Annotated in this window: 13 protein-coding genes; 5 read left to right on the forward strand and 8 right to left on the reverse strand. The window is 65.5% G+C overall.

Going from position 1 to position 15007, the window contains the following annotated elements; genetic code table 11:
• The first annotated feature begins 74 nt into the window (after positions 1 to 74).
• Positions 75 to 2462 carry an amino acid permease gene (locus NDO75_RS21475; RefSeq protein WP_310908660.1) on the forward strand — a complete coding sequence of 796 codons (2388 nt, stop codon included), beginning with the start codon at positions 75 to 77 and terminating at the stop codon, positions 2460 to 2462.
• A gap of 25 nt (positions 2463 to 2487) precedes the next feature.
• Here the strand turns inward: NDO75_RS21475 and hflX are convergent, their stop codons facing one another.
• Entirely contained in the window at positions 2488 to 3789 is a 1302-nt protein-coding gene (gene hflX, locus NDO75_RS21480) for a GTPase HflX (RefSeq protein WP_310908661.1), read from the reverse strand.
• Positions 3790 to 4139: 350 nt separating this feature from the next.
• Between hflX and NDO75_RS21485 the strand changes: the two genes are divergently transcribed.
• A complete protein-coding gene (locus NDO75_RS21485; RefSeq protein WP_310908662.1) occupies positions 4140 to 4454 on the forward strand; it encodes an FUN14 domain-containing protein in 315 nt (104 codons plus the stop codon).
• A 30-nt stretch (positions 4455 to 4484) separates the two neighbouring features.
• Here the strand turns inward: NDO75_RS21485 and NDO75_RS21490 are convergent, their stop codons facing one another.
• The 7 genes from NDO75_RS21490 to NDO75_RS21520 form a co-directional block, all read right to left on the reverse strand.
• Positions 4485 to 5210 (reverse strand): ribosome assembly factor SBDS, encoded by a 726-nt coding sequence (locus NDO75_RS21490; RefSeq protein WP_310908663.1) that lies wholly within the window; start codon positions 5208 to 5210, stop codon positions 4485 to 4487.
• A 159-nt stretch (positions 5211 to 5369) separates the two neighbouring features.
• Positions 5370 to 6128, reverse strand: a complete 759-nt coding sequence (psmA, locus tag NDO75_RS21495) for an archaeal proteasome endopeptidase complex subunit alpha (RefSeq protein WP_310908664.1) — start codon at positions 6126 to 6128, stop codon at positions 5370 to 5372.
• 4 nt (positions 6129 to 6132) lie between these two features.
• Entirely contained in the window at positions 6133 to 6618 is a 486-nt protein-coding gene (locus tag NDO75_RS21500; protein ID WP_310908665.1) for an Rpp14/Pop5 family protein, read from the reverse strand.
• A 1-nt stretch (position 6619) separates the two neighbouring features.
• Positions 6620 to 7249 carry a class I SAM-dependent methyltransferase gene (locus NDO75_RS21505; protein ID WP_310908666.1) on the reverse strand — a complete coding sequence of 210 codons (630 nt, stop codon included), beginning with the start codon at positions 7247 to 7249 and terminating at the stop codon, positions 6620 to 6622.
• Entirely contained in the window at positions 7233 to 7937 is a 705-nt protein-coding gene (locus NDO75_RS21510; RefSeq protein ID WP_310908667.1) for an RNase P subunit p30 family protein, read from the reverse strand. Before NDO75_RS21510 ends, NDO75_RS21505 begins: the two co-directional genes overlap by 17 nt.
• 335 nt (positions 7938 to 8272) lie before the next feature.
• Entirely contained in the window at positions 8273 to 9091 is an 819-nt protein-coding gene (locus tag NDO75_RS21515; RefSeq protein WP_310908668.1) for a DUF5821 family protein, read from the reverse strand.
• A 394-nt stretch (positions 9092 to 9485) separates the two neighbouring features.
• Positions 9486 to 11636: a hypothetical protein gene (locus tag NDO75_RS21520; protein WP_310908669.1), complete on the reverse strand. Its 2151-nt coding sequence runs from the start codon at positions 11634 to 11636 to the stop codon at positions 9486 to 9488.
• Positions 11637 to 11783: 147 nt separating this feature from the next.
• Here NDO75_RS21520 and glyA point away from each other — a divergent pair, with 147 nt between their 5' ends.
• The 3 genes from glyA to NDO75_RS21535 all read left to right on the forward strand — a co-directional run bounded on the left by glyA (position 11784) and on the right by NDO75_RS21535 (position 14994).
• Entirely contained in the window at positions 11784 to 13031 is a 1248-nt protein-coding gene (gene glyA / locus NDO75_RS21525) for a serine hydroxymethyltransferase (RefSeq protein WP_310908670.1), read from the forward strand.
• Positions 13032 to 13137: 106 nt separating this feature from the next.
• Positions 13138 to 14073: a hypothetical protein gene (locus NDO75_RS21530; protein WP_310908671.1), complete on the forward strand. Its 936-nt coding sequence runs from the start codon at positions 13138 to 13140 to the stop codon at positions 14071 to 14073.
• 108 nt (positions 14074 to 14181) lie between these two features.
• Entirely contained in the window at positions 14182 to 14994 is an 813-nt protein-coding gene (locus NDO75_RS21535) for an alpha/beta hydrolase (RefSeq protein ID WP_310908672.1), read from the forward strand.
• Positions 14995 to 15007 lie beyond the last annotated feature (13 nt).

Raw genomic sequence — 15007 nt, forward strand, 5'->3', positions numbered from 1 at the left:
TACTATCGCGGACGGATCAATCGGGTTGCGTGTTCCGTATGAACGTTTACCCGGCCCCTTGCTGAACGTTACCTATGGTCGAACACACCCGTACGCTCGGCTTCTGGGTGGCATTCGCGCTGGGGTTGGGGACGATGATCGCGGCCGGGATCTTCTCGCTGTCGGGGACCGCAGTCGCCGCCATCGGGAGCAGCGCGGTGATCGCGTTCGTCATCGCGGCGCTCATCGCGGGGATCACTGCGGCCTCGTACTCCGAGTTCGCCTCGATCTATGCGGAAAACGGCGGCGGCTACCTGTTCAGTTCGCGGACCTTCGATCGCGATCTCCTCGAGTACGCGGTCGGCGCGTCGCTCTTTTTGGGATATACCGGGACGACCGCGTTCTACCTCGCGACGATGGACGAGTGGTTCCTCGAGTTCGTGATTCCCCACGGGTGGCCGGTTCCGCACGGCTCGATCGGCGTGATGGCGGCCGTGCTGCTGGGGGCGCTCAACGCGCAGGGGACCGAGGAGAGCGGGACGTTTCAGGTCGTCGTCAGCGGCGCGAAGGTCGCCGTCCTCATCGCGTTCATCGGCGGTGCGTTCGCGTTCAAGGCGCCGGCCGAGACGGTCGGCACGTTCACTGCAGCGATCTCGACCGACATCGGCGGCATCGTCTCGATCGCCGCGCTCGCGTTCATCACGTTCTTCGGTTTCTCCGCGATCGCGGCCAGCGCCGGCGAGATCATCGAACCCCGAAAGACGGTTCCGCGCGCCATCGCGGCGAGCATCATCGCCGTCACGATCCTCTACACGTTCGTCATCATCGCGATGGTCAACGCGCCGATCCCGGCCGAAGTCATCGCGCAGGAGGGCGAGACCGCGATGGGGAGCGTCGCCAACGCGTTCCTCGGCAGTATCGGTATGGCACTGATCGTCGCGGGGGCGATCTTCAGCATGATCAGCGCGTCGAATGCGAGCGTCCTCGCGGCCAGCAGTATCGGTTCGCTGATGGGGCGACAGGGGCAAGCACCGCGGCGGTTCTCCCGCATCCACCCCTCCTACGGCACGCCGTTCTGGAGCGTCGTGACCGTCACGGGAACTATCGTCGCCCTCATCGTCGCGTTCATCATGCTCTTGCCCGCCGAGGGCGGGATCGCCGGCATCGGACTGGGGCTCGAGGCGCTGACCGGCTTCGCGACGTTCAACCTGCTCGCGCCGCTGTCGGTGGTCAACGTCGCGCTCATCGTCTCGCGACGGCGCTTCCCCGACATCGATCGACCGCTCAAAGTCCCGCTCGTGCCGTTGTTGCCGATCCTCGGGATCGCCGCGAACCTGGGGCTCATCACGAGCCTTCCGGTCGTCGGCGTTATCGTCGGGACGCTCCTGATCACCGCACTGATCGGCGCGTACCTCGCCTGGGGCGGCGCCCCGGAGACCGAAGAGCTGTTCGAGCGGATCGTCTCGCCGTACTCGCCGGAGGAGATGGCGGCGCAGTCGGCCGGCGGCGGAAGCGGGGCGGCGGCCGACGCCGCGCCCGTCGAAGCGACCAGCGAGGCGGCGGCGACGGTCGAGACGGACCGCTTTCGGATTCTCGTTCCGGTCCGTCGACCCGACCGCGCCCCCACGCACGTCCGGCTCGCGGCGACGATCGGAAACCTGTACGCGGACGATCCGGTCGTGCAGGTCGTCAACGTCACGGGGATCCCGGACCAGACGCCCAGCGAGATGGTCGTCGACACCGCCGAGAACCGCGCCTCCGGGATCGGCGACGAACTCGCCGCCGCCGACCTCGAGGTCGACTACACCGTTCAGGGACACATCTCGCGCGACGTCGGATTCAGCATCGTCCAGACGGCCAGAGAGGATCAGGTCGATCTGATTCTCATGGGCTATCCCGAAGAGAGCGCCGAGATCACCCAGCGCGTCGAGTTCGACGCGCCCTGCGACGTGCTTTTCTCGAAGGGGTTCGTGGGACGGGAAACGGGGGTTCCCGCGACGGTCAACGTCGGCGCGGGCGGCGGTCCCCATCACGCGGCGCTGTTGCCGTTCGTCAACGAACTTGCGGCGGACGGCTCGTCGATTCACGTCATCAACGTCAGGCCCACCGGGAGCGGGACCGCCGAAGACCCCGGAGAGACGCTGAACGCCCTCCCGGCGGCGGAGTCGGTGGAAGTCCACAACGTCACCGCGAATTCGGTCGCCGAAGGGCTCGTCACGACCGCCGCCGAGAACGGCGGCATCCTCGTCATCGGCGCGTCGCGAACGCGCCGGCTCCGACAGTGGGTCCTCGGCAGCACGCCGGATCGGGTTATCGACCTCGCGGAGGACGCCGACGTTCCCGTCATCGTCTACGCCAGCGAAACGAGCGTCCGGGGGGTGGCGGAAGACCTCGTCTTCCCGCTTTACCGATACTTCGAGAAGCTTCGAACGCCGGATCATCAGGTCGTGGACCGGGGACAGTCCGGCGACGTAGAAGGGTGAACCACGCAGCCCGAACGGGCCGCGGCTACGCCGACTCTGCCGCGGTCGTCTGCAGATCGCTCGCACGCGAGCGGGCCTGCGAGACCACCGCGGGACGCGCTTCGAAGGAAACGACGACGTCCTCGTCGCCGTAATCGACGTCCTCGACGTGGGCGTTATCGTGGAGCCAGGAGACGACGCTCATCGTGTCGTCGGTCATCGGTAGCATCAGCCGCTCGCGCTCCCAATCCGGTAGTTCGTGGTCGATGCGCTCGAGCAGGGCGTCGACGTTGAGCCCCTCCTTCGCGCTAACGGTGACCGGGTTCGGCGCGAGCGACGAGAGGGCCTCGCGCTTCTCGGCGAGTTCCTCGTCGTCGACCTTGTCGATCTTGTTCAGGACGGTCACGATCGGGGCCTCGTTACGCTCGTAGAGGGTGTCGTGGCAGGTCACGAGCTTCTCGTGGATCTCGTCGACGGGCTCGCTGACGTCGACGACGAGCAAGACGAGATCGGCCCGGTAGACGGAGTCGAGCGTCGACTTGAACGACTCGACCAGCCAGTGGGGGAGATCGCTGATGAACCCGACGGTGTCGGTCACCAGCACGTCGCGGGGCTCGAGGTCGGCACGGCGGGTCGTCGTCCCCAGCGTCGTGAACAGCTTGTCCTGGGACTCGGCCGTCGGATCCAGATCCCGGTGGAGGTCCTCGTTCTCGTCGACCTCGAGATCGGACGCGAGCCGGCGCAGCAGGGTCGACTTGCCCGCGTTCGTGTAGCCCGCGAGCGCGACCAGATCGAAGCCCGAATCGCGACGCCGCTCCCGGCGCTGCTGTTCGGTCTGCTCGATCCGCTCGAGTTCGTCCTTGATCCGGCTGATCTGGTCTTTGATGTCCCGTTCGCGGCTCTCGTCGTACTCGCCCAGCCCCATGAACCCGGGGTGTTCCTCGCGCTTGGCGAGGCTCGTCTTCGCTTCGGCGCGCGGGAGTTCGTACCGAAGTTCCGCCAGCTCGACCTGCAGTTGGGCTTTCCGGGTCTGAGCGCGCTGGCCGAAGATCTCGAGGATGAGCGTGAACCGGTCGATGACCTCGGCGCCTTCGGGTAAGAGCTGACCGAGGTTGTACGTCTGATACGGACCCAGTCGGTTGTCGAAAACGACGGTCGTGGCGTCGGTTTCCTCGACGAGCGCGGCGAGTTCCTCGGCTTTCCCCTCGCCGATCTGGAGCGCCGGATCGGCCCGCCGCGATTGGGTGACCTCGCCGACGACTGTGTATCCCGCCGCGCGGGCCAGATCGCGAATCTCGCTCGTGTCTGCCGTCCCCGAATCGACGCGTTTGACGATGATCGTGTTCATACAGGTGACTGTGTGTATTCCGGACGCGGTCGGTCGCGCACGTCGTAGTGCCGTGGCTCACCGGTCCCGCGACCGGCCGCTCGCACGGGGCGGTCGTGACGTTGTGGACACCGCCGCGCGAACCCGGACACGCTAACGATGCCGGTCAGCCACCTCCGTTGGACGCACGTGACTCATGGCCGACCGTACGCGACCGACCGTCTTGAATCCCGTGCCCGACGCCCGAACCAAGTTCCTACGCGGCCGCCTCAGGCATCGAACGGTCGTCTCCATTGCCCAACCGAGACCGGTCGCCAGTCTATTCCGCTGACCACAACAGTCATAGGAACCGACTCGAATGGGAACGGATAATGATAGATATCGATCCGACGGCACTCGGCCTCGAGTTCGGTGGCGGTGCGGCCATCGGCGGGGTCATGGGTTTCGCCGCGAAGAAGATCGCGAAACTCGTCGCGATCATGGTCGGCGTCCAGTTGATGGTCTTTCGCTACCTCGAGTCGCAGGGAATCATCACCGTCGACTGGAACCGGCTCTCGGCGGGACTCTTGCAGACCCAACAGCGCGCGCAGAACGTCGACGTCCACTGGCTCCAGTCGATCCTCTCGACGCTGTCGATCGGCGCGGGCTTCACCGGCGGCTTCCTGATCGGCTTCAAGCGAGGATAATCGCGGTCGGGCCCGCGGCCCGGCGATCCGTTACCGCGTCTTCAGGTCGTCTTTGTCCTTGATGATCTCCGTTTCGGCCTCGCCGCTGGTGTGTTCGTTGACCACGTCGTAGAACTCGTTTTGCAGCCCCGCGGGGAACGTGAGTACGCCGATCCACGAGCCGTCGTTTTGCCATTCCTCGCGCTCTAACTCGCCGAACTGTCGAATCTGTGCCTGCGCGCTGCCGGCGTAGTCGGCCGGAACGTTGACGGCGACGGTGATCTCCTCGAACCGGATCGGAATCACCGGGCGCAGCGCGTCCAGCGCGTCGTCGACCTGATTCTGAACCGGCTCCATCGGATCGACGGTGAAGCCGGCCTCCTCCAGCGCGTTCTCGATCCGCTCGGGCGGATGGGGCGCGTTGTCCATCTGCGGGTTGACCGCGTTGCGCGTGATGGTGTCGATCAGCTGTTTGCGCTTCTGTTCTTGCATCTCGCGGCGCTGATCGGCCGTGATCTGGATCTCTCCCTGTTTGATCACTTCGGGAATGATCTCGAGGGGGTCCGTCGTGTCGAACACTTTCTCGAGGTCGTCTTCGGCTGGCCGGTCGCCGCGCGAGGCGTCCTCAAAGACGTCCTCGGCCGCGATCACGTCCTCGAGGTCGCCGTCGAACTCGTCGCGTTTGATCGACAGCGCCGCGTCCGGGTCTACGAGCACCTCGAAGCGCGCCCCGTGTGACTCGAGTCGCGCCGTCACTGCCTCGTCGAGCGAAATCATACCAAACGGTTTCCCCGCCAATTTAAAGAGTGTTTCCCGACGAGCGGACCGAAGGCGCGACGGATCGCGGATCGGCGTTCCGCGGGGGACGGACCGCTCGCTCGAGTTCCGTCGGTAGCAGTCGGAAAACGCAGATCGGGAGCGGCAGCGGCGTCTCGATTACTCGTCGCTCTCCTCGTCCTCGCCGGTGTCGAGGAGATCGTTCTCCTCGAGGTGGGACTCGATCCGGTCGTGGTCGAACTGCTCGAAGGACTCGGTCTCGACGTCGACCGTCGCCAGCCCCACTTCGTTGGGGAGCAGGGAGCCGTCGTTGACCGACGCGAGCGCGTCGAGCGCGAGCTGGATGCCGCCGTCCAAGTCGGCCTCGTCGTCGTAGTTCTCCTCGAGGTAGTTCTGGAGTTCGCCGCGGTCGGCGCCGACGGCCAGCGCCTTCCACTCGTAAGGCGTGCCCGACGGATCTGTCTCGAAGAGTCGGGGCTCGCCGTTGTCGATACCGCCGACGATCAGCGCGACGCCGAACGGGCGAGCGCCGCCGACCTGGGTGTACTGCTGGATGTGGTCGGTGACCTCTTTCGTGAGCGTCTCGACGCCGATCGGCTCGCCGTAGCGCAGCTGGTTGACCTGCGTCTGGCGGCGCGCGAAGTCGATCAGCTGGCGGGCGTCGGCGACGTGGCCCGCGCTGGCGATGCCCACGTGGTCGTCGGCCTTGTGAATCTTCTCGACGCTCGAGTCCTCGAGCAGCGGGGAGGGGACTCGTTTGTCGACGGCGAGAACGACGCCATCGCTCGTTCGGACACCGATACTGGCCGTTCCTCGCTTGACCGCCTCGCGAGCGTACTCGACCTGGTAGAGTCGGCCGTCGGGCGAGAAGATCGTGATGCCACGGTCGTACGCCTGCTGTTGGGCTTGTCCCTGCATAGTATCACGCTAAATCGTAATCGAGGTCTGTCGCGCCCGCGAACGCCTCATCGAGTCGAACGTCCCCTACGCTGTCCCGGAGGACGGCGACTCGCTCCTCGTTCCCGAACACGACGTTTCTCTCTTCCGAATCTTGCCCGCGGCGTCCTAAATAGTTTTCTTCAGCGGCACGGATCGTGCCACTGATACCGCGGACGCGGATTCCGACGGGAGCGCCGTCGATCTCGTCGATACAGGAAAGCGCCGCCCGCGCGGGCTCGGTCTCGCCCCGGCGGGCTCTGACGATCGCCTCGCCGGTGCTGTCGCCGAACGAAAACCGCATTACGGTCAGATCGGCGTCGGCGCTGCCCGGATCGCCCAGCAGGTTCTGGCCCGCGTACCACAGCTCGCGCTGGAACGACCGCCGGCCGATGCGCTCGTCGGGCCACGTCTCGAGTTCCACGGCGAGGTATCGCCAGCGCGGTCGGAGGTGTTTCGGGAGGTGTTTCATCTCACTCAGCACCCGACTCGGCCGGTGTCGGACTTCGCTCCGCGACCAGCACGCCGACCTGCTCGTGAACGCGTTCGACGGCCGTCAGCGAGAAGCCCGCATCGGTAAACGCGTCGGCCAGTACGCCGACGGTCGCGGGATCGTCGACCTCGGGCGAGTAGAACGGCTCGTCCGGATCCGCCTCGCCGAAGAACATCACGTCCCCGAGGACGAATTTCCGGGGCTCGAGGTCGGCGATAACCGCGATCGCCTCCCGTTTTTCGGCGTCCGAGAGGTGGTGGAGGGCGAAGTTCGAGGTGACCACGTCGACCGGACCGTCGTACTCGGGCTCGCGGAAGGTACCCTCGCCGAACTCGAGGTTCGTCAGTCCCGCTTCCGTGGCTTTCCGCTCGGCCTCCGCGAGCATCCCCTCGCTGATGTCGCGGCCGACGACCTGGGCCGCGTCGGGGGCGAGCGCGAGCGCGATCGCGCCAGTTCCGGTCCCGAGATCGAGGACGACGTCGTCGGCCTCGGGCGCGGCGTGTTCGACGACGAGGCTCGCACAGGCGCGGTACTCGTCGGTCTTCGAGTCGTCGTACTCGCCGGCCTTCTCGTCGAACCGGGCGGCGTGCTCCTCAAGACTCCTCTTCATACCTGCCCCGTTCGACCCCCGGCTCAATGAACGACTCGGACTGGACGTGTCGGTTGCGCTCGGCCAGCCGGCCCCACTCGGCCAGTCCCTCCTCGATGAATGTCTCAGAAAACCCGATTTGCTCACCGACGGCTTTCAACTCACGGGGCGCCCGTAGCTCGAGGTGTGAGGTCGGATCGGCGCTCACCACGTAGGGTGCGTCGTAGTGGGTGACGATCTCCCGGAGTTTACGCAGCGACTGAATGTGGCGAACCCGGCGGCCGCCGCTCGTCCGCAGTACCCCCGAGAGATCGAACTCGAGGCGAACGCCGTTCTCGAGGGCGGCTTTGACCAGAACGTGATTGACGTCACCGTCACCGGCCATCGGATGGGCGAGTACGTCGACTTTCGCCTGTTCGACGGCGAAGCGGTTCAGCGACGCCGTCCCGCCGTGGATGCCGACGATCGTCTCCGCGGTCCGGAAGTTCCCGACAGCACCGCTGGCTTGCTGTTGATCCTCGGCCCGGATCTCGACGCCCTCGACGACATCGATCCCGTACTCCTCGCCGATCAAGTCGGGGTCGTAGTCCGCTCGAGCGTCGGAGTGGTTGCGCACGACCACGCCCTCGAAGCCGTAGTCGGCCGCCGTCTTCGCGAATCTGGCGACCGTGCTCTGTCCGTCGGGATGGGCGTGGACGGCCTCGTACATACCCGAACCCACTCGCGGCGGCGACTTGGGGTTTGCGCCACGCGGATTCCAGAGACGACCAGCCACCCCGGCCGGGAGCGGGGCTCGAGCGACAGTGAGAGCCCTGCGACTCGGGGGAGGGCAGGCCGTTCACCGTCGCCGACCGCGAGCGAACGAAAGCGCGGCGCTACGCGCCGCGCGAGTGAGCGAGCGGGCCGACGACTGCTGTGGAGACTCGCAATGCGAGTCGAAACGGAAGGAGGAGGAGTGCTTTCGATCAACCTTTTACCGAGTGTCGGCGGACCGTGCGACAGCTACGCTGTCGTCAGTCCCCCAGAACGCAGAGTAAAAGGCTGTTAGTTGAGAATGCTCTGCGCCACCGTCGCGAGCTGACCGTTGTCGGCCTCGCTGAGGCGCTCGTCGCCGATCTTCAGGCGGAGCCGCGGTCGGCCGACGTCGATCGGGACCTTCTCGGTGTCGATCAGGCCCATGTCCTCGAGCTTGGTCTTCGTTCGGGAGAACGTGGCCTTGGAGGCGATACCGACGTCCTCGCCCCACTTGCTGATGTCGTACAGCAGCGCCTCGTTTTTCGCCGCGACCAGCAGCGAAATGGTGACCTCGTCGAGGCCGTCGCCGTCGCCGCGGGCGGTCTCCAGCGAGTCGAGGATCGCGGTGAAGTCGTCCTCGGCTTCAGGGCTGATCTCGTTGGAGAGGGTCTCGCGAACGTCCGTGATCGGGGGCGTCCGGAGGTTGAACTGGGAGGCGTCGTCCCAGCGGGCCGCGTAGGTGTCGTAGGTGTCGTCGACGAAGCTGTCGTCGTCGGTGATGAGCCCGCCGACGCGGTCGCCGGCGTGAACGACGGCGATGACGCGATCCTCGGTGACCAGCAGCGAGTTTTCGGGTGCCTCCGCGAGCGTTCGCAGTGCCAGCGCGCCCTCACTGATGAGGTCGGCGGCGTTCGAGGCGATGATGAAGTCGTCCATTACGTCTTTGAGGGTGCGCTCGTCGGCGAGCATGTGGACCGAGGGGAGGTCGCCGTCGAACGCGGTCGCGACCGAAACGAACTCCTCGATGGCGTCCCGCGACGGGTTTACCATGTACACGTCGCCGCTTGCATCCTCGAGCACGGACTCGAGTATGTCGTCAATCTGATGGTTGAGTAAATTCGAAGCCATGTGTATACAGAAGTAATCGTAGTCGGTATACTTAATTTTGGTGGCCGTTTGCACAGCAGAACATCTGCTCTGGCGGCCGAACCGGTAATTTTTGTCTCATTACTCGTTAGTTCACCAACGGAACACCGTCGTCGCTAACAGATATTTGCACTGGAAATTGAACTGTGACAGGATCCGTCGTGTTCGCTACTCGCCCGACAAGTATGTGAATACTAACAATAAGTATATGCCGGAATCGTGTTATTACAGTATCGTATGGGTGTTCGACACAACCGACTGCGGTGCGTCGTTCGGGAGCTGGTCGACGGCGCACGGATCGAAGCGGCCTTTGACCGTTCGGCACGACGATTCGCAGTCCGAGCGAAGCGAGTGAGCACGTACGGCGGACCATAGATTAGCGGTCGAATCGCGACCAGAGCTCTTTCGACCAGTAGATGTCGCCGTCGTAAATCACGGACGCCTCCGTTTCTTTGAGCATCGTCGCTAACTCCGGCTCCGTCAGCGTAAAGCTCGATTCGTTCCCACAGAGGTAGGCGTACTCGTTGTGCTCGGTGTGGGGGAAGTAGTACGATCCGGTTACGCGCGTCGAAAAGCAGTCGAGCGTCAGCAGGAACCGCCGTTCGTCCTCGCCTTCGTCGAGTTCCTCGAGCGTCGCTGTCGTCGGGAGGCGGCTCTCGGCCTGAGTAAGCGAGTGTGTGCCGTCACCGACGACGGCGTAATCCTTGCCCATCATGATTCGTCGGCGCGCGAGGGCCATCGCGCGCTCGATGCTGAAGCCGTGAACCAGGAGTTTGGCGAACGTCGACCCCACCTTGACCGCGTGGTCGTTCAACACCTTGGTGAACGTAACCGCGCCCGCGACGCTGCCCTTTTCGATCAGGTTCATCCCTTCGTAGAAGGAGCCACAGGCGTTGAGGAAGAACGTCTGGACGTTACAACGATCGAGGCTCGAGACCGAGAGCGTTCCGTCGGGACAGCACAGCCCGTCGGTTTCGCAGTGCCCGATGTAGTGGACGAAGTCGTGGTCGGTTTCGAACATACGGGCGAGGGCGGCTGTTTCGAGCGATTCTTCGACGGTGAGATCCAGGGTCAGTTCCTCCGAGCGCTGGCGATAGATTTCGGCGACGTGATCGTGTTCGCCGGCCATCTCGGGATCGTTGAGGACGACACAGATCGAGGTCGAATCGCTCGCTTCTTCGAGGAACTCGAGGCGGTTGTAGTAGGCTTCGGGAGCGGATTTGAAGACGTCGATTGGGACGCCGTCGGCGAGCCAGCCGTGGGTTCGGCCGCTTCGGAGATCCGGTTTGACGATGTCGACCGAGGCGACCTGCCCGGTAGCCCTGTCGACGCCGGGGTCGTATCCCGAGTGGGCCGTCGGATCGGGGTCGTTGCCCCGATAGAAGTCCTCGAGCGACCGCTCGACCAGTTCTCTGCCCTCGAGTTCGGACGTCCGCGGCGTGTAGATCATGCTCAGCCGGTCGAGCAGGAACGGGAGCGATTCGATGCTGTCGTACTCGGGGGCGACGTACGTCGAGAGATGCCAGTCGGGAAGTCGATGTTTGATTGCCGCGTACGGCACGTCGAGGTAGGCAGCGAGCCGATCCTGCGGTGATGCCTCGTACAGTGTGTCGGCGTCTAGCCCCAGCGCCTCGAGCAGACTGAGCTCCGAGAGGGTCGTTCCGTACGGACCGGCGTTGCGGACCAGACAGTCGAGGAAGAACGACTTACGGAGCAGCCGCTCCACGTCGCGCTCCAGGTCGGGCATCGGCGAGAGCGGCTCCTCGATCGCGTGGTCGGAGAGCCGAAGGTACGGCCGAGAGTCGCCGGCCTTCGATCCCGTCCGGTTTCCCAGTCGCTCGTCAGTCGTCTGGACTGTCGCCTGGAGATAGTACGCCAGCGGTGCGGTCACGAACAGCGACTCGTAGTCGGGTGGAACGACCAGCTGGATCCCGTGATCGGGAGTGTCGGAACGGATGCAGTCCGAAATCTCGAGTTCGTCGCCGTGCTCGAGCAAGGAGGGGTGGCCCCGAAGCGTGGGATACGAGCGGTCGGGGCTGTCCGTCTTGTGCGAGGCGGCCATGTGCGTGATGGCGTCGGCGATCGCCGACGGGGAGTCGGGAACGGTGATCGTCCCCGCAGGGAACTCGTGGCGACAGCGCAGTCCGAGGATGACGCGCGTCCGGTCCGGAAAGGAGACGACGGTTTCCTCGTAATCGTCGGTCTTCTCGATCCGCGCCGCGCCGGAGAATCGCAGATAGGCCTTGATCTCCGTGTCGATATCGACGACGTACTCGCCGGGCGGTAACGAGAGGGGCTCGCCGTTAGGGTCGAGTTCGTACTGATCCTCGAGCCCGAGCGAGAACGCGTAGACGACCGCGTGCGGGAATCGGAGCTCGGTGGCGGTCACGACGACCGTGTCGTCGGCCGGACGGGGGATGTCGACGCCGGACCCGTCGACGGCGAACTCGTCACCGGTGACCGTCAGCTCCGCGTTGTCGGCGTCGGTGACGTGGAGGGTGTCGCCGTCTACCGCCCACTCAATCATTCGTTGGTTGAATGTCACTCGGACAAGTTAGTTGTATCGGGCCGTGGTCGATCGCGGGCCGACGACCGATCCGGCACCGGCCGACGATAGTGGCTCGACTTGCCGAGGACGGGTACACTTATGCAGCCGCCAGACGGCAGTTCGGATATGAACCACGACCAGGTTCGCGAGGTCGATCCCGCCGTCGCCGACGCCCTCGAGGGCGAGGTCGAGCGCCAGCGGGAGACGCTACAGATGATCGCCAGCGAGAACCACGTCAGCGAGGCCGTCCTCGACGCGCAGGGGAGCGCCCTGACGAACAAGTACGCGGAGGGCTACCCCGGCGAGCGCTACTACGGCGGTTGCGAGTACGCCGACGAGGTCGAGACGCTCGCGATCGAGCGCGCGACGGAGCTGTTCGGCGCGGAGCACGTCAACGTCCAGCCCCACTCCGGTACGCAGGCCAACCAGGCCGTCTACTTCGCCATGCTCGAGCCCGGCGACAAGATCCTCTCGCTAGATCTCAACCACGGCGGCCACCTGAGCCACGGCCATCCGGCGAACTTCACCGGCCAGCTCTACGAGGTCGAACAGTACGAGGTCGACCCCGAGACCGGCTACCTCGACTACGAGGCCCTCGCCGAGCACGCGGCCGAGTTCGATCCCGACATCGTCGTCTCAGGCTACTCCGCGTACCCGCGCGAGATCGAGTGGGAGCGCATTCAGGCCGTCGCCGACGACGTGGACGCGCTCCACCTCGCGGACATCGCCCACATCACCGGTCTCGTGGCCGCGGGGGTCCACCCCTCGCCGGTCGGCGTTGCCGACTTCGTTACCGGCTCGACCCACAAGACCATCCGCTCGGGCCGTGGCGGCATCGTCATGTGCGACGAGGAGTACGCCGACGACATCGACGCCGCCGTCTTCCCCGGCGGTCAGGGCGGCCCGCTCATGCACAACGTCGCTGGCAAGGCAGTCGGTTTCAAGGAAGCCCTCGAGCCCGAATTCGAGGACTACGCCGAGCAGACCGTCGCGAACGCGCGAGCGCTCGGCGAGAGCCTCTCCGAGAACGGCCTCTCGCTGGTGTCGGGCGGCACCGACAACCACCTCGTGCTCGTCGACCTGCGCGAGAGCCATCCCGACACGACCGGTGGCGACGCCGAGGAAGCGCTCGAGGACGCCGGCATCGTTCTCAACGGGAACACGGTGCCCGGCGAGACGCGCTCGCCGTTCAACCCGAGCGGCATTCGCGCCGGCACCCCGGCGCTGACCACCCGCGGCTTCGACGAGGACGACTGTCGCAAAGTCGGCGACCTCATTGCCCGCGTCGTCGACAGCCCCGAGGACGAGGCGGTCATCGAAGACGTTCGCGCTGACGTCGCGACGCTGTGCGACGAGAATCCCCTCTACGAGTAGCGACGCAAGCCACATTTCGACTTCTTTCAGGCTACGTTCGGACGTCGATCGATCCCTGCCACTCGCCGGCATGCGTCTTTTTATCGGGCTGGTTGTACCCCCGCCCATGTCTACGCGTCCGACCGGGACCGTCCTCGACGATGACCGGTTACTCGAGCTCCGGGAGACGGACGAGACTGCGGCCTCGGCGCTGGCAGTCGTGGTGACGCCGGTGACCGAATACCTGGGTGCATCGCCGGGCGACCACATCGACTGGGACATCGACCAGCACGAGGACCAGCCGATGCTCGTCTGCAGCGGGATCGAGGACGCGGCCACTGCCGACGCGCCGTACCCGCGAGAGCTCCGCGAAGAGGACGGCGAGATCGTCGCGCCCGTCCCGGACACGCTCGTCCGTACCGAGCCGCCAGAGGGGCTGGGAATCGCACTCGAGGTCTACGACACCAACCGGCCGCTGCTGTTCGACGCGATAGCGGTCGGCGAGACGATCGGCCTGCTTCCGGTCCGATTCGATGACGGGGAAGCCTATCGCGCCGAACCGCTGCCAGACGTCGGCGGGGACAGCGATCCGGTCGCGGAGGAGGTCATCGAACACGAAGGTCGCGGCGATCCGACGCCCCGCCCCGAGACGATGGCCGCCCCGATCGATCCCGCCGTGCTCGAGTCGGCCCTCGCCAAGCGCGACGCCGATGAAACCAATGTCATCGGACTCCTCGAGGCTGTCGAGGGCTACGACCTCGTCGGAACGGGGGATCACGTCGCCGGTGTCCCGCCGCTATCGGCAGACTCGCGCGCGGTCTGTATGCTGCCTGAGGACGTCTGGACGGAGCGCATCGGTCCCGAACTCGAGGCGGAGGGCGTGGCCGTCGCCGAAGACGCGCTGGCGGCTGCGAGGGCGGTCCACGAGCGACAGGCGAAGGTGTTGATCGACGCCGCCGAGACGACCGAGTACGAGGAACTCGAGGACGAGTACGCGCTGGTCGTGACCGACGCACAGGACACCACCGAGTGGGACGTCGCTGAACCGGGAACGAACCGATAGCGTTGTAGCGGTGTTCGCCCGACGGCCCTGCCGCCACCGTCGGCGGGGGTTTTCTGCGACCTTCCGCATGACGTATCCTTTTCAGGAAGGCCATCGTTACCGTTCCACATGACAGACGAGACGGCCACGGACATGTATCGCGTGCGAACGGACGCACTGACGACCGACGTCGGCGAGGGCCAGCCGGTGGTCTTCGCCCACGGAACGCTGATGGATCGGACGATGTTCGCGCCGCAACTCGAGGCACTGCGCGACGAGTATCGAGCCGTCGCCTACGATCTGCGCGCGCGGACGGACCGGTACGCGGGGGAGTACGACCTGTGGGACCTGGCCGACGACTGTGACGCGCTGCTCGACGGAATCGGGGAGGACAGCGCCGTCATCGCCGGCATGTCGATGGGCGGCTTCATGGCGCTTCGCTTCGCGCTCGAGTACCCCGAGCGCGTCGACGGACTCGTTCTGATCGACTCGATGGCCGCGCCGCACACGGACGAAGAGCAGGAGGTCTACGGCGACCTCGTCGATCCGCTCGAGGACTCGCACGATCCGACCCCGCGGGAACTGGCCGAGGGCGTGACCGGCTACCTCTTCGGCGAAACGACCCGCGAGGAGAACCCCGACCTCGTCGAGTCGTGGGTCGACCGCTGGGCGACCTACCCCGGTACGTCGGTCTTCCGCGAGCTCCACTCCTGGCTCGAGCGATCCGACGTCACCGACCGGCTCTCCGAGATCGACGTCCCGGTCCTGATCGTCCACGGAGAAGAAGACCCCTCGATCGATCCCTCGCGCGCCGAGCCGATGCTCGACGAGCTACCGGACGCCGAGATGGAACTGATTCCGGAAGCGGGTCACACCTCGAACCTCGAGCGCCCGGAACCGGTCAACGACGCGATCGAGTCGTTCCTCGACGAACGAGTCTGAGGTCGAGTATCCA

Origin of the sequence: Natrinema sp. 1APR25-10V2 (assembly GCF_031626495.1) — an archaeon.
In the GTDB taxonomy this organism is placed as follows: domain Archaea; phylum Halobacteriota; class Halobacteria; order Halobacteriales; family Natrialbaceae; genus Natrinema.